Raw genomic sequence first — 19,402 nt, forward strand, 5'->3', positions numbered from 1 at the left:
CCGACTTCGCTGCCCTTTTCGGCGGCGAGCTGCTTCAGGCGGATCGCGGTCGCCAGGCCGGCCGGGCCCGCGCCCACGACCACCACGTCGTATTCCATCGCCTCGCGCGGGCCAAACTGCTCCAGCAGGGGGGTGGGGGTTTTCATTCAGGTCATCCTCTGATCGTTGGAAACTTTTTCCCAATTATCAGGCAAGGCAGGCCCCTGCCCTGGCCCTCCCGGAAAGAGAACCGAAGGGCCGGTTCAGCCCGCCAGACCCAGCACGGCGCAGACCGTCTGCAGATCGGCGGCATCCAGGTGCGGACGGCGCGGCGCGTGCGCCCAGTCCCGCCGCTCGCGGTTGATCCAGACCGTCTGCATGCCGGCGTCGAGCGCGCCCAGCACGTCGAGCAAGGCGTCGTCGCCGATATGCAGCACCTGGTGCGGCGCCACGCCGGCGGCCTCGGCGGCGAACCCGAAGATGCGCGGATCGGGCTTGGCGACACCCGCCTCGCGCGCGCTGACCTGGGCCTTGAAATGCATACCCAGACCGACCCGGTGCAGGTCGGCGTTGCCGTTGGAGAGCGAGACCAGCGGGTAGCGCGCGGCCAGGCACTCAAGCGCTGGCAGGGCATCGGCGTAGCACTCGACGCGCTGGCGCTCGGCGAAGAAAAGCTCGAAGGCCGGCTCGGCCAGCAGCGGGTCATCGCCAGCGCGCCGCAGCGCCAGCGCGATCATCTCGCGCCGCAGGTGGCTCAGATCGTGGGCCTGGGCGGCGTGCTCGCGCGCGACCTCGGCGCGCAGCGCGCGCCGCTGCTCGGGCAGGCGCCACTGGCCGGCGGTGGCGGGCGCCTCGGCGTCGAGCCAGGACTGCAGCCGCGCCTCGGCGCGCTCCAGGGTGGGCGCGATCGGCCAGAGCGTGTCGTCCAGATCCAGCGTGATAGCTCTTATTCGTGCAAGGTTCAACATGACTGGGCGAGAATAACGCATGTCTTTCCGCAAAGAACCCTCCTACACCCATGGCCAGCCGGCCAAGACGGGCATTCTGCTGTGCAACCTCGGCACGCCCGAGGCGCCGACCGCGCCCGCGCTGCGCCGCTACCTGGCCGAATTCCTCGGCGACGCGCGCGTGGTCGAGATCCCGCGCCCGATCTGGTGGCTGATCCTGCACGGCATCATCCTGCGCGTGCGGCCCAAGAAGTCGGCCGCCAAGTACGCCAGCATCTGGACCCCCGAGGGCTCGCCGCTCAAGGCCTGGACCGAGAAGCAGGCCAAGCTGTTGCTCGGCGCCTTGGGCGAGCGCGGCCACCGCGTCGAGGTGCGCCATGCGATGCGCTACGGCCAGCCCTCGGTCGCGGCCCAGCTCGACGCGATGAAGGCCGATGGCTGCACCCGCGTGCTGATCGTGCCGGCCTATCCGCAGTACAGCGGCACCACGACGGCCAGCGTGTTCGATGCGGTCTACGGCTGGGCGTCGAAGATACGTCTGATCCCCGAACTGCGCTTCATCAACCGCTACCACGACCAGGCCGGCTACATCGAGGCGCTCAGGCAGAAGGTGCAGCAGCATTGGCTGGCCCATGGCCGGCCCGACCAGCTGCTGATGAGCTTCCACGGCGTGCCGCAGCGCACGCTGGAGATGGGCGACCCCTACCACTGCGAATGCCACAAGACCGGCCGCCTGCTGGCCGAGGCGCTGGGGCTGAAGAAGGACGAATATGTCGTGACCTTCCAGTCGCGCTTTGGCAAGGCCAAGTGGCTGGAGCCCTACACCGAGCCCACGCTCAAGGCGCTGGCCGGCAAGGGCGTGAAACGGGTCGACGTGATCTGTCCCGGCTTCACCAGCGACTGCCTGGAGACGCTGGAGGAGATCGCGCAGGAGGCGCGCGAGACCTTCCTGCATGCCGGTGGCCAGGCGTTCCACTACATCCACTGCCTCAACGACAGCGCGCCCTGGATCCACGGGCTGGCCGACCTGTGCGAGCAGCACCTGGGCGGCTGGCCGACGCGCGAACCGCATGACGCGGCAGCGGCCGAGGCCACGCGCCGGCGCGCGATCGAGCTGGGTGCGAAGGTCTGAACCATGGCCCATACCGACAAGACGACAGGCGACAAGGTGCGCCTCGACAAATGGCTCTGGGCGGCGCGCTTCTACAAGACCCGCAGCCTGGCGGCCGACGAGATCGACAAGGGCCGGGTCAAGGTCAACGGCCAGGTGGCCAAGGCCTCGCGCGAGCCCCGGATCGGCGACGCGATCGAGCTGCGCGCCGGCTTCGACCACCGGACCGTGTGCGTCAAGGGCCTGAGTTCGGTGCGCGGTCCGGCGCCACAAGCCGCCCTGCTCTACGAGGAGACCGCCGCCTCGCTGCTGGCGCGCAGCCACGCCGCCGAACAGCGCCGCATCGCGCCCGAACCCTCGCAGAGCCTGACCCAGGGGCGCCCGACCAAGCGCGACCGGCGCCAGCTGCAGGACCTGCGCGGCGCGCCGCCGGACTGGAACGAACGCTGGAGCGCGTCAATCGACGAGTGATCCGGCCTTGACGGTGCGCGCGACGGCCCGCTCGTCGCCCAGCACGATCAGCGCGAACAGCAATTCCTCCAGATCGCTCGCCTGCGCCGTGCGGCGCGCCAGCAGCGGCGTGGCGCGGGGATCGAGCAAGACGAAGTCGGCCTCTGCGCCCGGCACGAGATTGCCGACCACGCCGTCGAGCCCGAGCGCGCGCGCGGCGCCCGCCGTGTGCCGCCACCAGAGCCGGCTCGGCGCCAGGCTCACGCCGACCTTGGCCGAACCGCCGCCCGTGAACGATGCACGCCCGGCCTCGTAGGCCGCCAGCATGGTGCGAAAGGGGCTGAAGCTGGTGCCGCCGCCGACGTCGCTGGCCAGCCCGTAGCGCAAGCCCGCCCGGTCGGCGCGCTCGAAATCAAAGCAGCCGCTGCCCAGAAAGAAGTTGCTGGTCGGACAGACCGCCGCCGCGCTACCGCTCTCGCGCAGCAGCGCGCGGTCGGCCTCGTCGACATGCAGACAATGCGCGTAGACGGCGCGCTCGCGCAGCAGGCCAAAGCGCGCATAGACCGACAGGTAACTGCGGTCAGCGGGATAGAGCGCGCGCACCCAGGCCAGCTCGTCGAGGTTCTCGGCCACATGCGACTGGATCCAGACCCCGGGATGACGGGCGGCAATTTCGCCCGCGCCGCGCAGCTGCGCATCCGAGCAGCTCGGCGCGAAGCGCGGCGTGATCGCGTAACCCAGCCGCCCGACGCCATGCCAACGCCCGATCAGCGCCTCGGTGTCGAGCAGGCTCTGCTCGGTGGCATCGCGCACGCCAGCCGGGCAATGGCGGTCCTGCAGGCATTTGCCCGCGATCAGGCGCAGGCCACGCGGCTGCGCGGTCCCCAGCAGCGCATCGACCGATTGCGGGTGCGAGGTGCAGAAGGTCAGCGCGGTCGTGACGCCATGGCGGTCGAGCTCGTCGAGGAAGAACCCGGCTACCTCGGCCGCGTGGACCGGGTCGGCAAAGCGCGCCTCCTGCGGGAAGGTGTGGCGCTCCAGCCAGGGCAGCAGGCCGTCAGCGGGAGAGCCGATCACATCGAGCTGCGGATAGTGGACATGCAGGTCGATGAAGCCGGGCGCGATCAGATGGTCCGGCCACTGCTCGACGCTCAGGCCGGGATAGCAGCGAACCAGCTCATGGAAAGGCCCCAGCGCCCGCACGACGCGTGGCGCAGCCGGGCCGCCCTCCCCCGGCCCGGTGACCAGCAGGCCGTCGGACCAGTAGCAAGGCGCGCCGGACTCGGGGTCGAAGGACAGGAGGGCGGCGCGGTAGGCTTTCATTTCAGAACTGGAAACGCTCCATCGCCTGCGCGACCTGATCGGCTTGCGCCTGCAGGTTTCTCGACGCGGCCGCCGTTTCCTCGACCATGGCCGCATTCTGCTGGGTCATGTCGTCCATCTGGGTCACCGCCGCGAGCACCTGCAAGATGCCTTGCGTCTGATCGGCGCTGGCGTGGCTGATGCTGGTCGTGATGTCGGTGACGCGCATGATGGCATCCACGATGCCATGCACGGCATCACCGGCCTGATTCGCCTTCTGCGTGCCGACCGCGACCTGCTCGACCGACGCGGTGATCAGCGACTTGATCTCGCGCGCGGCCTCCGACGCGCGCTGGGCCAGGACCCGCACCTCATTGGCCACCACCGCGAAACCGCGTCCCTGCTCGCCCGCGCGCGCGGCTTCGACCGCGGCATTGAGCGCCAGGATATTGGTCTGGAAGGCGATGCTGTCGATCACGCCAATGATGTCGTTGATCCGGTTCGAGCTCTCGTTGATCTTTTGCATCAACTCCACCACGTCATGCACCGTGTCGCCCCCTTGACGCGCCACGTCGCAAGCCTGCTGTGCCATGTCGCAAGCCTGCTGCGCGTCCTTGGAGTTCTGCTGCACATGATCGCTGAGCGTTTTCATCGAGGCCGAGGTTTGCTCCAGGGCGCTGGCCTGTTCCTCGGTGCGATCGCTCAGATCCTGCGAACTGGACGCGATCTCGCTCGAAGCGGTGTTCACCGACAGGACGACCTGCTTGATCTCCTGCATGGTGGTGGCCAGGGTATGCATCGATTGATCCAGCGTCTGGGCGATGGCGCCAAACTCATCATGCGAATCGACCTGGATCCGGTGCCCCAGATCGCCCTGTGCCAGCGCCTGGGTCGCGGCCAGCGTTTCGCGCACCGCCTGCCCCGCCTGCCGCACGGTGGCATGAACCACCCAGGCGCTCAACGCGACGACGGCCAACAGACTGCCGACGAGCAACGACAACTGCCGCTGGGCTTGCGCCAGATGAGCCCCGAGTCGCGTGGTCAGCGTGGCGTGGCCGGTCTCGATCAAGGCATAGGGCGCATCGATCGCCTGCGTCATGCCCGCGAAATAGTCCTTGGGTGACAGCTCGAGCGCGCTGGCCTGCAGGATCTTGTCTTGCACCAGCTGCCGCGCCTGATCGTATCCCGCCATCGATTGATTCAACGCCGGCCCCAGGCTGGCTTGCAGGGTCCGATCGGCTTGCAGCGCCTTGCTGGCATGGGCCTTCATCTTCTGGCTCTGCTCATTGGCCTGCGCCAGCAGGATCTGCAATTGGAGCCGCTCGTCGGTCGTGATCGTCTGGCGTGCCAGGATCGCCGAGCCCAGTGCGCGGAGCTGGCCCATCGATTCGATCTGGTTCGGCAACTGATCAAACAGGCTGGAGATCAGATAAAAACTGACGGCCTCTGGCTCCAGGATCAGGCCGGACACCTCGAGCACCTTGGAAGAAAGCGCCAGCTGCTGGTTGATCAAGGCGGTGTGGGCCTGGAAACTGGCCGGGCCGGCAATGCTTCGTGTCTGCACCGCGGTGGCGAGCGCTTGCCAGTCCTGCTCGATGCGGCGTGCCAACTCGGTCATATTCTGCTCACCGCTGTCCCGCGCCAATGCCTGCACCGAAGCGCTGGCCTGCTTGAGCGCCTGGCTGACCTCGGCCTGCTTGGCCTGTTGGTCGGCCTGCGATTGCGCGTTACCGGACAGCAAGCCCGCCGGCAGGCCGCGATGCTGTTGCGTCAACTTGACCAGCGCCACCACATCGCGCATGGGCTGAAGACCCGACAACTCGGACTGCACCGTGCGCATGCGCTGGTAATAGTCCTGCATCAGCAACAACGAGACGCCCCCCGCCAGCAACAGCGCGATGGAACAGACCAGTGTGAATTTTTGCCAAAGCTTGAGACGCGAAACCAATCTATACATATTTTTATGATCAACAATCTGAAAAAAACAAGCAAATATATACTATATTCATCATTAAAATCATAAGTACCTAAATAAAAATTGGCAGTCGACTTGACCTGGCGCATTGACTTTTTCCAGGAACTCGTGCTTGTCAACCGCATGCCAACCTATAATTTAATTTGATAAGTTTTAGACCAAGGCATGCCGATGCGCCAGCCAGATGGCGAACCGCTCCTCGCCTGGTACCAGGCGGCGGAGCTGTCAGACAGAAGAACGAGGGTTCAGCGTCGCTGGACCGCGGCCGTCAGCACGCGCGTGTTGTAGCGCATCATGCCGAGGTAGCTGGCGGCCTCGCCCACGGGCGCCAGCGAGTCCGAATAGAGCCCGGCGGTCGATGCCTTGAGCCCGGTCTCGCGCGCGATCTGCTCGATCAGGCGCGGGTCGGCGATGCTCTCGACGAACAGCGCCCGGGCGCCCTCCTGGCGGATCTGGCGCACCAGGCGCGCGACGCCCTGCGCCGAGGCCTCGGAGTCGGTGCTCACGCCCTGCGGCGCCAGGAAGCGCACGCCGTAGGCGCTGGCGTAATAACCGAAGGCGTCATGCGAGCTGATCACCAGCCGCTGCGGCGCGGCAATCACGCCCCAGGCCGAGCGGATCTCCTGATCCAGCGCCTTGACCTGTGCGGTGTAGGACTCGGCGTTGCGGCGGTAACCGTCGCAGCCCGCCGCATCGGCCGCACAGAGCCCCCGGGCGATGTTGGCCACATAGGTCTGGACGCGCGCGGCATCCTGCCAGGCATGCGGATCGGCCGCCGCGTGGCCATGGCCATGCCCGTCGTGACCGGGCGCGGACTGGAGCGGCTTGACGCCCTCGCTCGCGACCACATGGCGGCCCTTGAAGCCGGCCGACTTGAGCAGGCGGCCCATCCAGCCATCGAAGCCCATGCCGTTGGAAAACACCAGCTGCGCCTGCCCGACCTGCCTGGCCTGCGCCGGCTTGGGGCTGTAGACATGGGCGTCGCTGCCCGGACCGACCAGCACCTCGACCGCGACCCGCTCGCCGCCGACCTGGCGCACCAGGTCACCCAGGATGCTGAAGCTGGCCACGGCCTGCAAGGCGGGTTCGGCGGCAAGAGCCGACCCGCCTGTCGCGAGCGCAAGGGCCAGCGAGACGGCGGCAAGGCGCGGGGATCGGACGACAGGCTTCATGGCGATCAGGCTTTCAAATGGACGGGCGAGCGCCAGTAGCTGCCCAGCAGGCCCTGGCGTCCAAACAACATCGACAGCAGATAAAGCAGGCCCAGCACCATCACGATCACCGGGCTGGTGGGCCAGTCGGCATGGTAGGACACCAGCAGCCCGACGGCGCAGGCCAGCAGCGCGAAGCCGCTCGCGAGGACCAGCATCGGGCCGATGGCGCGGGTCCAGAAGCGCGCACCGGCCGCTGGCAGCACCATCAGGCCGACCGACATCAGGGTGCCCAGCGCATGGAAGCCGGCCACCAGGTTGATCACCAGCAGCGCCAGGAAGCCATAGTGGCTGACCGGGCTCCAGCGGCTGACCGAGCGCAGGAAGGCCGGATCCAGACATTCGAGCACCAGCGGCCGGTACAGCACCGCCAGCCCCAGCAGCGTGAAGCCCGCGATGCCGACCAGCAGCCACAGCGCCGGGTCATCGAGCGAGAGCACGGTGCCGAACAGCACATGCAGCAGATCGACGTTGTTGCCACGGGTCGAGACGATCAGCACGCCCAAGGCGAGCGAGATCAGGTAGAAGGCCGCCATGCTCGCGTCCTCGCGCAGCACGGTGCCGCGCGCGACCAGGCCCGACGCCACCGCGACCACCAGCCCCGCGACGATGCCGCCCACCGTCATGGCACCCAGCGACAGGCCGGCGAACAGATAGCCGATCGCGGCGCCGGGCAGGATGGCATGCGCCATCGCGTCGCCGGTCATGCTCATGCGGCGCAGCATCAGGAACACGCCCATCGGCGCGGCGCTGACCGACAGCGCCAGGCAACCGGCCAGCGCGCGGCGCATGAAGCCGAACTCGGCGAAGGGCTCGACCAGCAGCGCCCACAGGTCGAGCTGGAGCAGGATCTCCGACAGGGAAGCACTCATCGGGGGAACACTCCAGCGGGCTCGTCGGCCCGGCAGACCGGCGCCTGCTCGTCGAAGGCCTCGTGCATGGCCTGCGCGCGCTGCCAGTTCCTGTCGGTCAGCACCTTGGCGGTCGATCCCCAGGCCACCAGTTCGCGCGCGATCATCATGGTCAGCGGAAAATGCTCGCGCACCTGCGGCAGGTCGTGCAGCACCGCGATCACGGTCTTGCCGGCCTGGTGCCAGCGGTGCAGCAGCGCGACCAGATCGGCCGTGGTGCGCGCGTCGACCGCCGAGAAGGGCTCGTCGAGCAGCACCACCGGCGCGTCCTGCAGCATCAGTCGCGCGAACAGCGCGCGCTGGAACTGGCCGCCCGAGAGCGTGTCGAGCGCGCGTTTCTCGAAGCCGGCCAGGCCGACCTGTGCCAGCGCCTCGCGGCAGCGCCGCACCTGGGCCGCGCTGAAGCGCCCGAGCGCGCCGACCTCGTGCCACAGTCCCATCGCGACCATGTCCCGCACGCTGACCGGGAAGCTGCGGTCCATGCCGGCCTGCTGCGGCAGGTAGGCGATGCGCTGGCCGCGCAGGCCATCGAGCGTCCCCTGCAGCGGGCGCAGCTGGCCAGCCAGCGCCTTGATCAGCGTCGACTTGCCAGCGCCGTTGGGGCCGACGATCGCGACCAGCGCGCCCGGCTCCAGCCGCAGCGAGACATGGTGCACCGCCGGGTGCTTGTCGTAGCCCAGGGTCAGGTTGCGCAGCTCGATCGCGGCTGGTCTGGATTTCATCAGTAGCTCCGTGAAACCTCCCCCTACAGGGGGAGGAGGAAAGGAGCGCAGCCGACAGGCTGCACATGGGGTTGAGATTGTTGATATAGTGTGTGCATGAAACGCACACATCTTTTCTTGCCAGAGCCAGATCTGCTGGCTCTTCGCGCCCTGTCCGACAAGACCGGGCTGTCCGTGGCCGAACTGATCCGCCGCGCCATCGACGAGTACCTCAAGCGCCAATGACCACCCAGGTTTACCGCTACCGCGTGAAGTCCCTCAACGGGCTGCTCAACCAGCAGGCGCGCGCGGTGAACTACGTCTGGAACTTCTGCAATGACACGCAGAAGCACGCGCTCAAGTGGCGCAAGCCTTGGCCCACGGGCTTTGACCTGAACAAGCTGACCAGCGGCAGCAGCAAGGAACTCGGGCTGCACTCGGGCGCTGTGAATGCGGTCTGTGAGCAGTACGCCAAGTCGCGCCAGCAGTTCAACCGTCCGTACCTGCGCTATCGCGGCCGGCGCACGCTGGGCTGGGTGCCGCTCAAGGGACGTGACTTGAAGCGCGAGGGCGATGCCTTCCGGTTTGCAGGCAACACCTTCCGCGTGTTCAACAGTCGCCCGCTGCCCGAAGGCAAGATCAAGGACGGCACCTGCTTCTCGCAGGATCGGTGCGGCAACTGGTTCCTCAACATCGTGGTGGAAGCGGCCGATGTGCCGGTTCGCACGCCCGAGCGCGGCGTCGGCATCGACCTCGGCCTGAAGGATCTGGCCACGCTGTCGACTGGGGAGAAGATCGAGCACCCGCGCTGCTTCCGAGAGCTGGAGACCCAGCTCGCCCAGGCCCAGCGGGCGCGCAAGAAGCGGCAAGCGACGAACATTCACGCCAAAATAGCCAACTGCCGGATGGACTTCCTGCACAAGGCCAGCACGGACATCGTGCGCCGCTTCGACTACATCGCTGTGGGCAACGTCAGCAGCAGCAAACTGGCCAGGACCAGGATGGCCAAAAGCGTCCATGACGCCTCCTGGCATTCCTTCAAGCAGATGCTCGCGTACAAGTCGGTTGCGAATGGCGCGTGGTACGAAGAAGTGAATGAAGCGTTTTCTTCCCAAGTCTGCTCGAACTGTGGCGCTCTGCCCGATTCGAGGCCGAAAGGTATCGCAGACCTTGGAATAAGGTGCTGGACCTGTTCGGCATGTGGTTGTGAGCATGATCGTGATGTGAATGCCGCGAAAAATATCCTGAACAAGTCAAGCGCCCGCTCGGGGCATCGAGCGCCTGCAGAGGGAATCCCCTGCCTTTAGGCAGGGGAGGATGTCAAGTCAGCCTTGCGCGGAAGTGGCCCACAGCATGGCCGCGACCAGCGCGACGCAGACCAGCGCGGCGCCCAGCAGGCGCTGCGCGACCGAATGCAGCAACCAGGACGGCCGCGGCTCGATGGCGGCACTGGCGGGCATGGGGCTGCCAGCATGGCCGTGATCCGGCGAATCGGGATGGGCGTGCGAATGAGGTTCAGCCATGGTCAGCCGATGATCATAACCGCGGCTCCAGCGGCCTGGAAGGACTGGCTCACCAGCTCAGCCGGCAGCGGTCGCCGCTGGCCTGGCGCTCGACGCTGACCGCGCACAGCTGCGGGAAAGCCGGCTCGAGGTCGGCGCGGATGAAGGCGCACAGGTTCTCCAGCGTCGCCGGGCCCAGCCCCGCCACCTCGTCGAGGAAGCGGTGGTCGAGCCGGTCGCGCAGCCGCTCGACCTCGCGCCGCAGGTAGGCCAGATCGACCAGCATGCCGCTGGCCGGGTCGGGGTTGCCGAGCAGCGTGACCTCGGCGTGGTAGGTATGGCCGTGGATGCGGCGGCTGCCCTCGGCGTCGATGCTGCGCTCCAGCGTGTGGGCGGCCTCGAAATAGAAGCGCTGCGACAGCTCGCAGCGCGCCGGGCGCGGGGTATGGCTATCGCTCATCAGCGGATCTCCAGGATCTTGTGGGTCTGCAGCGACAGCCGCCATTGCGGATGCGCCTGGCAGTGGGCGACGCAAGCCTGGGTGTTGGCGGCCTGGGCCGGGTTGTCCATCGGCTGCAGCAGGAAATGCGCGAAGTCGAGCCGACCCAATTCGGCCGGATCGAGTCCCGGCTGGGGCCAGACCAGCTTGAGCTCCTGGCCCGAGGTCTGCAACAGCGGCGCGCCGGCCTTGGGGCTGACACAGATCCAGTCGATGCCGGCCGGCGCGGCGATCGAGCCATTGGTCTCGACCGCGACCTCGAAGCCCAGCGCGTGCAGCGCATCGAGCAGGGCGGAGTCGACCTGCAGCAGCGGCTCGCCGCCGGTCAGCACGACATAGCGATGGCCCTGCCCCTGCGGCCACTGCCCGGCGATGCGCGCGGCGAGTTCGGCCGCATCGGCGAACTTGCCGCCCAGCGTGCCGTCGGTACCGACGAAATCGGTGTCGCAGAAGCGGCAGATGGCGCTGGCGCGGTCCTGCTCGCGGCCGCTCCAGAGGTTGCAGCCGGCGAAGCGGCAGAACACCGCCGGGCGGCCGGCGCGCAGGCCTTCGCCCTGCAGGGTGTAGAAGATTTCCTTGACCGAATAAGTCATGCCCGCTCCCCTGCCGGCTCACACAGCTGGCGGCCAGATCCGGCAACGGCGAAATGCCAAGCGCAGGAATGAATCAGGAGGACAAGGGCTGGCGGCCGCGAACGCGGCAGCGAGGTTTTGAACATGGTGTTCCTCGACATGGCCCCGGCTTGAAAAAGAACAAGCCCGCCGGGGCAGCGGGCTTGAGGACATTATTTTAGCGCAGCGACCCGCTCGATGCGGTCAATGGCCCAGGTAGGCTTCCTGCACCTTGGGGTCGCCGAGCAGGTCGCGGCCGCTGCCTTCGAGCACGATGCGGCCGGTCTCCAGCACATAGGCCCGGTCGGCGATCTTGAGCGCCTGGCGCACGTTCTGCTCGACCAGGAAGATGGTCAGGCCGCCACGGTTGATCTCGCGCAGGGTGCGAAAGATGTCCTGCACGATGATCGGCGCCAGCCCCATCGAGGGCTCGTCGAGCAGCAGCAGGCGCGGCTTGGCCATCAGCGCGCGACCGATCGCCAGCATCTGCTGCTCGCCGCCCGACAGGTTGCCGGCCAGGCCGCGCGCGCGCTCCTTCAGGCGCGGGAACAGCTGGTAGATGCGCTCGATCTCGGCCTCGCGCTCGGCCTTGCCGATGCGCCGGGTGTAGGCGCCGAGTTCGAGGTTCTCGTGCACCGTCAGCGTGGTCAGCGTGGCGCGGCCTTCGGCCACCTGTACCACGCCACTTTGCACGATGCGGTGCGGCGCCATGGCGCTCAGGTCCTGGCCGTCGAAATCGACGCTGCCGCCGGCCTTCCTGACCAGCCCCGAGAGCGCCAGCAGCGTGGTCGACTTGCCGGCGCCGTTGGCGCCGACCAGGGTCGTGATCCGGCCCAGCGGCAGGTCGAAGCTGATGCCCTTGACCGCCTCGATCTGGCCGTAGGCGACCTGCAGATCGCGCACCCGCAGCAGCGGCTGGCCCAGCTGGCTCGCGTGCGCGGGCGCCTCGTGGTGCGGGCTGGCGCCGGCGGCCACGGCCAGGTCGTCGCTGAACTGCATCTGATCTTGTCGCGGCGTGCTCATGCGCGCTCTCCTTGGCTGACGGTGGCGCCGACTTCATCGTCCTCGCGGCCCAGATAGGCCTCGATCACCTGCGGGTTGTTGCGGATCTCGTCGGGCTGGCCGAGCGCGATGATCTGGCCGAAGTTCAGCACCGCGATCTGCTCGCACAGGCCCATGACGAACTTCATGTCGTGCTCGATCATGAACACGGTGAAGCCGCGCGCCGCAATGGCGCGGATCACCGCCATGATCTCGACCTTCTCGGCGCTGTTCATGCCGGCCACCGGCTCGTCGAGCAGCAGCAGGCGCGGCTCGGTCGCCAGCGCGCGCGCGAGCTCCAGCTTGCGCTGCTCGCCATAGGACAGCTTGTCGGCCACCTCGTCGGCCTGCGACTCCAGACCGACCCAGGACAGCAGCTCGCGCGCCCGTTCGCGCGCCCGCCGCTCCTGGGCGCGGAAACCCGCGCTCGCCAGCAGCAGGCCCAGGGCGCCGTAGCGCAGATGGGAATGCTGGCCGACCATCACGTTCTCCAGCAGCGACATGCCCTTGAAGATGCGGATGTTCTGGAAAGTGCGCGCCAGGCCGAGCCGGGTCACCTGGTGCGGCTTGAGGCCGGACAGGTCGCGGCCGTCGAAGCGGATCGCGCCGCCGTCGGGCTGCTGCAGACCCGTGATCAGGTTGAACACCGTGGTCTTGCCGGCGCCGTTGGGGCCGATCAGGCCGAACACGCCCCCCTGCGGGATCGCGAGGTTGACGCCCCGCAGCACCTTGAGGCCGCCGAAATGGCGCTCCACGCCGCTGAGTTCGAGCAAGGTAGTCATGCCCGGCCTCCCTGGCGCTTGAACCATTGACGCAGCCGCACCGGGTCCCAGACGCCCTGGGGCAGGAACAGCACGATCAGCACCAGGATCAGGCCGTTGATCACCAGCCGGAAATCGTTGAGCGAACGCAGCAGCTCGGGCAACAGCGTCAGCGTCACGGCGCCCAGCACCGGACCGAGCAGGCCATTGATGCCGCCCAGGATCGCCATGGTCAGGATCTCGACCCCGCGGTCGAAGCCGTACTCGTTGGGGCCGATGAAGAAGGTCAGGTGCGCGTTGAGCGCCCCGGCCAGGCCGGCGATCATCGCGCCGAGCACGAAGGCCAGCAGCTTGTGGCCGGCGACGTCGATGCCCATCAGGCCGGCGGCGGTGTCGTCCTCCTTGATCGCCTCGAAGGCGCGCCCGATGCGCGAGCGGTTCAGGCGCCACAGGCCCAGCAGCACCAGCGCCAGCCCCAGCGCCACATGCCACCACTGGGTCGAGGGCGGGATGCCGTTGAGGCCGAGCGCGCCGCCCGTGACGCTCTCGGTGTTGAGGATCGCGATGCGCACCACCTCGCCGAAGGCCAGCGTGGCCATCGCGAGGTAGACCCCCGACAGCCGCAGCGTCGGCTGGCCGATCGCGAACGCGGCCAGCGCCGGCGCGGCCATGCCGCCCGCCAGCGCGAGCGCGAACGGCGCATCAAAGTTCATCGTCAGCAGCGCCGCCGCATAGGCCCCGATGCCCATGAAGGCGGCGTTGGCCATCGCGAGCATGCCGCAAGACAGGGTGAGGTAGATCGAGAGCGCCAGCAGCGCGTTGGTGCCCAGCGTGAGCACCAGGTTGCTGTAGACCGCCCAGAAATTGTCGAACGCTTCCATCAGACCTTGCGCTCCTGCAGTGAACCGAACAAACCCTTGGGCCGCAGCAGCAGCACCAGGAACAGGAAACCGAAGGCGACCGCGTCGCGCATGTCGGAGCCGATATAGGCAATCGACAGCACCTCGGCAAAGCCCAGGAACAGGCCGCCCAGCATGGCGCCGCGCACGTCACCCAGGCCGCCCAGGATGATGGCCGCGATCCCCTTGTGCAGCATCGGCTGGCCCATCAGCGGAAACAGCGCGTTCGAGTAGAGCCCGATCAGCACGCCGGCCAGGCCACCGAGGCCGGCGGCGGCGAACGAGGTCAGGTAGAACAGCCCCTCGACGTTGATGCCCAGCAGGTAGGCCGCCTTGGGCGACTCGGCGATCGCGCGCATGGCGCGGCCAAGCTGGGTGCGCTTGAGCGACAGCATCAGCGCACCCATCAGCACGAAGGACAGCAGCACGATGCCGAGCTCGAGCGCGGTCAGGTGCAGGCCGCCAAGCGTGAGCGACTCCTCCGACACCGTGCCGGCCGGAAAGCGCAGGTTCTCGGCGCCGAAGAGGCCCTGCATCGCGCTGTTGATCGCGATGCCGACCCCGATGGTGGCGATCATCGGGATCAGGTGCGGCGCGCCGCGCGCGCGCAGCGGCTTGAGCACCAGGAAGTCGATCGCCAGCCCGAGCAGGCCGCAAAGCAGGAAGGCAAACAGCAGGCCGGCCCAGAGCGGAAAACCGAAATGGTTGATGACCTGCAGCGCCGCGTAGGCGCCGACCATGAAGACGGCGCCATGCGACAGGTTGACGACGCCGAGCACGCCGAAGATCAAAGTGAAGCCAAGCGCGAACAGCGCGTAGACGCTGCCCAGCGACAAGGCATTGACGAGTTGCTGTTCCAGCACGGGAAAAGCCTCCTTGAAAAAGCAAAAGGACGGCGGGGCCCAGGGGCCACGCCGTCCGGGGAATCCGGCGGATTACTTCTGGATCACGAAGCGGCCACCCTGGGTCGCGCTGACGATGGCGGCCTGCTGGGCATCGTAGCCAGCGGGCTTACCGGCCTTGTCGCTGGCGCGGCGGAACTGGAAGGCGCCGGTGACGCCGTTCCACTTGACCGCCGGCAGCGCGTCGCGCAAGGCGGTGCGGTCGGCGGCGACGTTGCCGCTGAGCTTGACGGTCTTCAAGGCCTGGCTCGCGATATGGAGCCCGTCATAGGCCTGGGCCGCGAACTGGTCGGGCGCCATCTTGTACTTGGCCGTGTAGGCGACGACGAACTTGCGGTTGGTCTCGGTCTGGTTCTCGATCGACCAGGGGCTGCCGACATAGAGGCCGTCGGACTTGTCCTTGGCCAGGTCGAACACCTTGACCGAGTTCATGCCGTTGCCGCCGATGAAGGGCTGGTTGAGGCCGAGCTGGCGCGCCTGCACCATGATCGGGCCGCCCTCGGCGATCAGCGCCGACAGCACGATCGCGTCGGGGTTGCCGGCCTTGATCTTGGTCAGCTGGGCCTTGAAGTCGACATCGCCCTTGGCGAAGGTCTCGGTGGTCGTGACCGGCAGGTTCAGGTCGGCCAGCGCCTTCTTGAAGTTGTCGTAGCCGCTCTTGGTGAAGACATCGTCGTTGCCGTAGAGCACGGCGACCTTCTTGATGTTGCCCTTCTTGATCGCCATCTTGAGCGTCTCGGGCAGCACGTCGGCCTCGGTCACCGAGTTGCGGAACACATAGTCGCCGATCGAGGTGATGCCGTCGGCCGTGTTCGAGGTGCCGAACACCACGGTCTTGGACGCCTGCGCGATCGGGTTGGCGGCCTGGGCCGAGTTCGACAGCGTCGGGCCGAAGATCATCAGCACCTTGTCCTGGAACACCAGCTTCTTGAAGACGTTGATCGCCTCTTCCTTCTTGCCCTGCTCGTCCTCGATCACCAGCTGGATCTTGTTGCCGTTGATGCCGCCGGCGGCGTTGATCTGCTCGGCCGCCAGCTGGAAGCCGTTGCGGATCGCCGCGCCGTACTGGGCCGCGCCGCCCGACAGGGCCTCGGCGACACCGATCTTGAGGTCGGCGGCTTGCGCCGTGCAGGCAAAGGCCGCCGCGACGGCCAGCAAGGAGGTCTTGAACGGGGTCAGGGTCATGGGGGACATCTCCAGGGATTGCAAGGGGCCGGCCGGGCCGACTGAGCCCGTCATTGTATCGCCGCCCCTGCGGACCCGCCTCAGTCGTGCTCGCGCAGCCCCTCGAAGAAGGCCTTGAGCCCATGCTGCCAGGCCCGCTTGGTCGCGGCATCGGCGAAGCTGGCCTCGAAGCTGTTGAACGCGAGCTGGTAGGCCTGGCGGGCATCGAGCCCGAGCGCCGCGAACAGCTCGACATAGTTGTCGTTGACGTAGCCGCCGAAATAGGCCGGGTCGTCCGAATTCACCGTCACGCACAGGCCGGCGTCGAGCAGGCTTTTCAGGTTGTGCCGCGCCAGCGTCGGGAACACGCGCAGCTTGATATTCGACAGCGGGCAGACCGTCAGCGGCACGCGCTGCTCTGCCAGCCGCCGCATCAGCGCGGGGTCATGCACCGCCTGCACGCCATGGTCGATGCGCTCGGCCTTGAGCAGGTCGAGCGCCTCGCGGATGTACTCGGGCGGCCCCTCCTCGCCCGCGTGCGCGACCACATGCAGGCCGAGCTCGCGGCAATGGGCGAACACGCGCTCGAACTTGGCCGGCGGATGGCCGAGCTCGCTCGAATCGAGCCCGACGCCGATGAAATGGTGGCGAAACGGCATGGCCGCCTCCAGCATCGCGAAGGCATCCTCCTCGCTCAGGTGGCGCAGGAAGCACGGGATCAGCTTGGCGCTCAGGCCGAACTCCTGGTGCGCGCGCTGGCAGGCATGGTGCAGGCCCTTGATCACGGTCTCGAACGGCACGCCGCGCGCGGTGTGCGTCTGCGGGTCGAAGAAGATCTCGGCGTGCACCACGTTGTCGGCCGCCGCCTTCTGCAGATAGGCCCAGGCCAGGTCGAAGAAGTCCTGCTCGTGCAGCAGCACGCTGGCGCCCGCGTAGTAGAGGTCGAGAAAGCTCTGCAGATCCTGGAAATCGTAGGCCGCGCGCAGCGCCTCGACGCTGGCATGGGGCAGCTTGACCTGGTTGCGCTCGGCCAATCTGAAGATCAGCTCGGGTTCGAGCGAGCCCTCGATGTGGATATGCAGCTCCGCCTTGGGCATGCGGCGCAGCACGCTGGGCAGGCGCCTTGGGGTGATATGCGGGATCTTGAACATGTGAACTCCTCCTTGTGCCGGCCAGTACCTATTCAGGATTCAGCGTAGCAGAAAGGGGGCGATTTGCACCCGCCAGCCGATTGAAAACTCTGGTCACTCGTCCGAGCGGTTCAAGCGCGGCGTGGTCTTCACGCTCCAGACCATGGTGATGACCAGGATGCCCAGCACGATGAACAGCGGGGTGGCGATGCGCTTGCCGTTCTCCAGCGTCCAGAAGCCCTCGCCGTCGTAGTGGCGGCTCACCGGCAGGACACGGTGCAACAGCTTGAGCGCGGGGTTGTCCTACAGGTCGGCCTCCTCGCCTGCGGCCAACCACATCTCAGGCTGGCGCAGCGGCCGACGCTTGCGCTGCCACAGGCGGGCCAGGGTATGGGTGGCGCGCTGCAGCGCCTGGTTGAGCGCGCCTTGCGCATGTTCGGCCTTGGCGACGATGACCAGGGTGCCGTGTCCAGCGGTGGTCTGGCATTGCTTGTCCACGCCACCGTTCTGTCAGACTTGCCTGTCAGACTTGCTCATTCAAGTATGAGTAAGAATAATGAGGTTTGAGTATTTTCTATAGGACAAACCCCTTGGAGCCGCCCGGGATAGGATGGCGCTCATAGGCCACACCGGGCCTGGAGGCCCGAACCGGAAACCACATGCAAACGCCACCCCCCAGCCGCCAGGGCATCCGCTTCATCCAGCGCGGGGCCGTCGTCCGCCTGCCCGACGTGCCACCCGACCGCACCCTGCTCGCGCTGCTGCGCGAGGAGCTCGGACTGGTCTCGGTCAAGGAGGGCTGCAACTCGGGCGACTGTGGCGCCTGCACCGTGGTGCTGACCGAGGCCAAGGGCGACGCGCTGCGCTGGCAGGCCAGCAACAGCTGCCTGCGGCTGGCGCATTCGATCGACGGCATGGCGCTGTGGACGGCGGGCGACCTCACGCGCGACCCCCTGATCGCATTGGATGGCGCCGCACTGCATCCGGTGCAGCAGGCCCTGGTCGATTGTCATGGCTCGCAATGCGGCTTCTGCACGCCGGGCATCGTCGCCAGCCTGTTCGCGCTGGAGCGGCAAGGTGGCCAAACCGGCATCACGCTCACGCGGCAGCAAGCGCAGGCGGCCCTGTCGGGCAACCTCTGCCGCTGTACCGGCTACCGGCCAGTGCTAGACGCGGCGCAGGCCATGGCTGCACTGCCACCGGCCAGGCTGGATGAGGCCGGTCTGCTGACGCTGCTGCGCGCAATCGCCCGGCCGCCCGGCGACGCAATCGAAAACCCACCCTATGAAGAGGCGGGCCCGCCTGCACAGGACACGCCGCCTTTCTACCTCGCACCGACCACATTGGCGCTGGTGCTGCAGGCCCGCGCGCGCTGGCCCGACGCCCGCCTGGTGGCCGGCGGCACCGACCTGATGCTGGATCTCAACAAAGGCTTGCAGCGCCAGCCACAGCTGATCGACCTGACGCGCGCCGCCGAGCTGCTGCGCATCGAGCGCGCGGACGGGAGGCTCTCGGTGGGCGCGGCGGTCCCCCTGGAAGACGCCTTCGCCGCCTTGCGGCAGCACTGGCCAGGCCTGGGCGAGTACCTGTCCCGCTTCGCTGGCGCGCAGGTGCGCCAGACCGGCACGCTGGGCGGCAACATCGCCAACGGCTCGCCGGTGGGCGACTCGATGCCGCTGCTGATCGCGCTGCGCGCCCAACTGCTGCTGGCGCGCTGGGATCCCGTGGCGCAGGCAGTCGCCGGTCGCCGCATCGCGCTGGAGGATTTTCATACCGGCTACCGCCGCAACCTGCTGGAGCCGGACGAACTGCTCGCGGCGATCGAGATCCCCTTGCCGCTGCAGCCGGCGTTGGATGACTCCACGGTGACCGGACTCTCGGGTCGCATCGGCGGCCACTGGACCCGCGCCTACAAGGTCTCCCGGCGCTTCGAGGACGACATCGCCACGCTCAGCCTCGCGCTCGCGCTGCGGATCGAAGACGGGCGGGTACTGACGGCATCCATGGCCGCTGGGGGCATGGCCGCAACACCCCTGCGGGCCCGCCGCACCGAGGCCGCCCTGGCTGGCCAGGTCTGGAACGCCGCAACCGTGCGCGCTGCGATGGCCGTGCTGGAGCAGGAGTTCGAGCCGCTGTCCGACCTGCGCGCGAGCGCCGGCTACCGGCGCCGGGTGCTGGCCAATCTGCTCTGGCGCAGCTGGCTGGAAAGCCAGGGCCATACCCTGCCCTATCCGGTCGGACTGGCCGGGCTGCAGCCGATGGCCGCCGGGACCGACTCCGCCGCAAACCGCCAGCCATGAGCCCGC

At 67.7% G+C, this 19,402-nt stretch carries 23 protein-coding genes; 5 read left to right on the forward strand and 18 right to left on the reverse strand.

Annotated features, from left to right (window positions below):
• Together PHR85_RS07510 and PHR85_RS07515 are read right to left on the reverse strand one after the other, a co-directional pair.
• On the reverse strand, positions 1–146 hold a 146-nt coding region (locus PHR85_RS07510; RefSeq protein ID WP_300052743.1), incomplete at its 3' end, for an FAD-binding protein.
• Between the two features lie 96 nt (positions 147–242).
• Positions 243–947, reverse strand: coding sequence for an HAD family hydrolase (locus PHR85_RS07515; RefSeq protein WP_300052513.1), 705 nt, complete (start codon positions 945–947; stop codon positions 243–245).
• A 19-nt stretch (positions 948–966) separates the two neighbouring features.
• On the opposite strand from PHR85_RS07515, the gene hemH reads away from it, so the two are divergent.
• Both hemH and PHR85_RS07525 read left to right on the forward strand, forming a co-directional pair.
• Positions 967–2,058 (forward strand): ferrochelatase, encoded by a 1,092-nt coding sequence (gene hemH, locus PHR85_RS07520; protein WP_300052515.1) that lies wholly within the window; start codon positions 967–969, stop codon positions 2,056–2,058.
• A 3-nt stretch (positions 2,059–2,061) separates the two neighbouring features.
• Positions 2,062–2,508, forward strand: a complete 447-nt coding sequence (locus PHR85_RS07525; RefSeq protein WP_300052517.1) for an RNA-binding S4 domain-containing protein — start codon at positions 2,062–2,064, stop codon at positions 2,506–2,508.
• Here the strand turns inward: PHR85_RS07525 and guaD are convergent.
• From guaD to aztA, 5 genes are all read right to left on the reverse strand, one after another.
• Positions 2,494–3,810, reverse strand: coding sequence for a guanine deaminase (gene guaD, locus PHR85_RS07530; protein ID WP_300052519.1), 1,317 nt, complete (start codon positions 3,808–3,810; stop codon positions 2,494–2,496). The two genes, PHR85_RS07525 and guaD, sit on opposite strands and share 15 nt — an antisense overlap.
• A 1-nt stretch (position 3,811) precedes the next feature.
• Positions 3,812–5,746 carry a methyl-accepting chemotaxis protein gene (locus PHR85_RS07535; protein ID WP_300052522.1) on the reverse strand — a complete coding sequence of 645 codons (1,935 nt, stop codon included), beginning with the start codon at positions 5,744–5,746 and terminating at the stop codon, positions 3,812–3,814.
• Positions 5,747–6,009: 263 nt separating this feature from the next.
• On the reverse strand, positions 6,010–6,936 hold the full coding sequence (locus PHR85_RS07540) for a zinc ABC transporter substrate-binding protein (protein WP_300052525.1): 927 nt from the start codon (positions 6,934–6,936) through the stop codon (positions 6,010–6,012).
• Between the two features lie 5 nt (positions 6,937–6,941).
• On the reverse strand, positions 6,942–7,847 hold the full coding sequence (locus tag PHR85_RS07545; protein WP_300052528.1) for a metal ABC transporter permease: 906 nt from the start codon (positions 7,845–7,847) through the stop codon (positions 6,942–6,944).
• Entirely contained in the window at positions 7,844–8,608 is a 765-nt protein-coding gene (aztA, locus tag PHR85_RS07550) for a zinc ABC transporter ATP-binding protein AztA (RefSeq protein ID WP_300052531.1), read from the reverse strand. Before aztA ends, PHR85_RS07545 begins: the two co-directional genes overlap by 4 nt.
• 96 nt (positions 8,609–8,704) lie before the next feature.
• Here aztA and PHR85_RS07555 point away from each other — a divergent pair, with 96 nt between their 5' ends.
• Positions 8,705–8,833: a CopG family transcriptional regulator gene (locus PHR85_RS07555; protein ID WP_300052534.1), complete on the forward strand. Its 129-nt coding sequence runs from the start codon at positions 8,705–8,707 to the stop codon at positions 8,831–8,833.
• Positions 8,830–9,894: an RNA-guided endonuclease TnpB family protein gene (locus tag PHR85_RS07560; RefSeq protein WP_300052537.1), complete on the forward strand. Its 1,065-nt coding sequence runs from the start codon at positions 8,830–8,832 to the stop codon at positions 9,892–9,894. The genes PHR85_RS07555 and PHR85_RS07560 overlap by 4 nt, the downstream gene beginning before the upstream one ends.
• A gap of 18 nt (positions 9,895–9,912) precedes the next feature.
• Here the strand turns inward: PHR85_RS07560 and PHR85_RS07565 are convergent, their stop codons facing one another.
• From PHR85_RS07565 to PHR85_RS07615, 11 genes are all read right to left on the reverse strand, one after another.
• Positions 9,913–10,110 carry a hypothetical protein gene (locus tag PHR85_RS07565; RefSeq protein ID WP_300052539.1) on the reverse strand — a complete coding sequence of 66 codons (198 nt, stop codon included), beginning with the start codon at positions 10,108–10,110 and terminating at the stop codon, positions 9,913–9,915.
• 49 nt (positions 10,111–10,159) lie between these two features.
• Entirely contained in the window at positions 10,160–10,549 is a 390-nt protein-coding gene (locus PHR85_RS07570) for a 6-carboxytetrahydropterin synthase (protein ID WP_300052542.1), read from the reverse strand.
• Positions 10,549–11,181 carry a 7-carboxy-7-deazaguanine synthase gene (gene queE, locus PHR85_RS07575; protein WP_300052544.1) on the reverse strand — a complete coding sequence of 211 codons (633 nt, stop codon included), beginning with the start codon at positions 11,179–11,181 and terminating at the stop codon, positions 10,549–10,551. Before queE ends, PHR85_RS07570 begins: the two co-directional genes overlap by 1 nt.
• Positions 11,182–11,403: 222 nt before the next feature.
• Entirely contained in the window at positions 11,404–12,222 is an 819-nt protein-coding gene (locus tag PHR85_RS07580) for an ABC transporter ATP-binding protein (RefSeq protein WP_300052546.1), read from the reverse strand.
• Complete coding sequence (locus PHR85_RS07585) at positions 12,219–13,013, reverse strand: ABC transporter ATP-binding protein (RefSeq protein WP_300052745.1); 795 nt, start codon at positions 13,011–13,013, stop codon at positions 12,219–12,221. The genes PHR85_RS07580 and PHR85_RS07585 overlap by 4 nt, the downstream gene beginning before the upstream one ends.
• Before the next feature lie 5 nt (positions 13,014–13,018).
• On the reverse strand, positions 13,019–13,882 hold the full coding sequence (locus tag PHR85_RS07590) for a branched-chain amino acid ABC transporter permease (RefSeq protein ID WP_300052549.1): 864 nt from the start codon (positions 13,880–13,882) through the stop codon (positions 13,019–13,021).
• Positions 13,882–14,763, reverse strand: a complete 882-nt coding sequence (locus PHR85_RS07595; protein WP_300052552.1) for a branched-chain amino acid ABC transporter permease — start codon at positions 14,761–14,763, stop codon at positions 13,882–13,884. The genes PHR85_RS07590 and PHR85_RS07595 overlap by 1 nt, the downstream gene beginning before the upstream one ends.
• Before the next feature lie 72 nt (positions 14,764–14,835).
• Complete coding sequence (locus PHR85_RS07600) at positions 14,836–15,987, reverse strand: ABC transporter substrate-binding protein (RefSeq protein WP_300052554.1); 1,152 nt, start codon at positions 15,985–15,987, stop codon at positions 14,836–14,838.
• A gap of 80 nt (positions 15,988–16,067) precedes the next feature.
• A complete protein-coding gene (locus tag PHR85_RS07605; protein ID WP_300052556.1) occupies positions 16,068–17,117 on the reverse strand; it encodes an adenosine deaminase in 1,050 nt (349 codons plus the stop codon).
• A 93-nt stretch (positions 17,118–17,210) separates the two neighbouring features.
• Positions 17,211–17,378, reverse strand: a complete 168-nt coding sequence (locus PHR85_RS07610; protein WP_300052560.1) for a hypothetical protein — start codon at positions 17,376–17,378, stop codon at positions 17,211–17,213.
• A gap of 21 nt (positions 17,379–17,399) precedes the next feature.
• Complete coding sequence (locus tag PHR85_RS07615; protein WP_300052562.1) at positions 17,400–17,594, reverse strand: hypothetical protein; 195 nt, start codon at positions 17,592–17,594, stop codon at positions 17,400–17,402.
• Between the two features lie 161 nt (positions 17,595–17,755).
• Between PHR85_RS07615 and xdhA the strand changes: the two genes are divergently transcribed.
• Positions 17,756–19,396: a xanthine dehydrogenase small subunit gene (xdhA, locus tag PHR85_RS07620; RefSeq protein ID WP_300052564.1), complete on the forward strand. Its 1,641-nt coding sequence runs from the start codon at positions 17,756–17,758 to the stop codon at positions 19,394–19,396.
• Positions 19,397–19,402: the final 6 nt, after the last annotated feature.

This window comes from Malikia sp. (assembly GCF_028687635.1).
In the GTDB taxonomy this organism is placed as follows: domain Bacteria; phylum Pseudomonadota; class Gammaproteobacteria; order Burkholderiales; family Burkholderiaceae_C; genus Malikia.

What these genes read in the sequence shown, in the direction of transcription:
- PHR85_RS07515 (WP_300052513.1), bottom strand. Translation starts at nt 947, where the DNA reads ATGTTGAACCTTGCACGAATAAGAGCTATCACGCTGGATCTGGACGAC.
- hemH (WP_300052515.1), top strand. Translation starts at nt 967, where the DNA reads ATGTCTTTCCGCAAAGAACCCTCCTACACCCATGGCCAGCCGGCCAAG.
- PHR85_RS07525 (WP_300052517.1), top strand. Translation starts at nt 2,062, where the DNA reads ATGGCCCATACCGACAAGACGACAGGCGACAAGGTGCGCCTCGACAAA.
- guaD (WP_300052519.1), bottom strand. Translation starts at nt 3,810, where the DNA reads ATGAAAGCCTACCGCGCCGCCCTCCTGTCCTTCGACCCCGAGTCCGGC.
- PHR85_RS07535 (WP_300052522.1), bottom strand. Translation starts at nt 5,746, where the DNA reads ATGTATAGATTGGTTTCGCGTCTCAAGCTTTGGCAAAAATTCACACTG.
- PHR85_RS07540 (WP_300052525.1), bottom strand. Translation starts at nt 6,936, where the DNA reads ATGAAGCCTGTCGTCCGATCCCCGCGCCTTGCCGCCGTCTCGCTGGCC.
- PHR85_RS07545 (WP_300052528.1), bottom strand. Translation starts at nt 7,847, where the DNA reads ATGAGTGCTTCCCTGTCGGAGATCCTGCTCCAGCTCGACCTGTGGGCG.
- aztA (WP_300052531.1), bottom strand. Translation starts at nt 8,608, where the DNA reads ATGAAATCCAGACCAGCCGCGATCGAGCTGCGCAACCTGACCCTGGGC.
- PHR85_RS07555 (WP_300052534.1), top strand. Translation starts at nt 8,705, where the DNA reads ATGAAACGCACACATCTTTTCTTGCCAGAGCCAGATCTGCTGGCTCTT.
- PHR85_RS07560 (WP_300052537.1), top strand. Translation starts at nt 8,830, where the DNA reads ATGACCACCCAGGTTTACCGCTACCGCGTGAAGTCCCTCAACGGGCTG.
- PHR85_RS07565 (WP_300052539.1), bottom strand. Translation starts at nt 10,110, where the DNA reads ATGGCTGAACCTCATTCGCACGCCCATCCCGATTCGCCGGATCACGGC.
- PHR85_RS07570 (WP_300052542.1), bottom strand. Translation starts at nt 10,549, where the DNA reads ATGAGCGATAGCCATACCCCGCGCCCGGCGCGCTGCGAGCTGTCGCAG.
- queE (WP_300052544.1), bottom strand. Translation starts at nt 11,181, where the DNA reads ATGACTTATTCGGTCAAGGAAATCTTCTACACCCTGCAGGGCGAAGGC.
- PHR85_RS07580 (WP_300052546.1), bottom strand. Translation starts at nt 12,222, where the DNA reads ATGAGCACGCCGCGACAAGATCAGATGCAGTTCAGCGACGACCTGGCC.
- PHR85_RS07590 (WP_300052549.1), bottom strand. Translation starts at nt 13,882, where the DNA reads ATGGAAGCGTTCGACAATTTCTGGGCGGTCTACAGCAACCTGGTGCTC.
- PHR85_RS07600 (WP_300052554.1), bottom strand. Translation starts at nt 15,987, where the DNA reads ATGACCCTGACCCCGTTCAAGACCTCCTTGCTGGCCGTCGCGGCGGCC.
- PHR85_RS07605 (WP_300052556.1), bottom strand. Translation starts at nt 17,117, where the DNA reads ATGTTCAAGATCCCGCATATCACCCCAAGGCGCCTGCCCAGCGTGCTG.
- xdhA (WP_300052564.1), top strand. Translation starts at nt 17,756, where the DNA reads ATGCAAACGCCACCCCCCAGCCGCCAGGGCATCCGCTTCATCCAGCGC.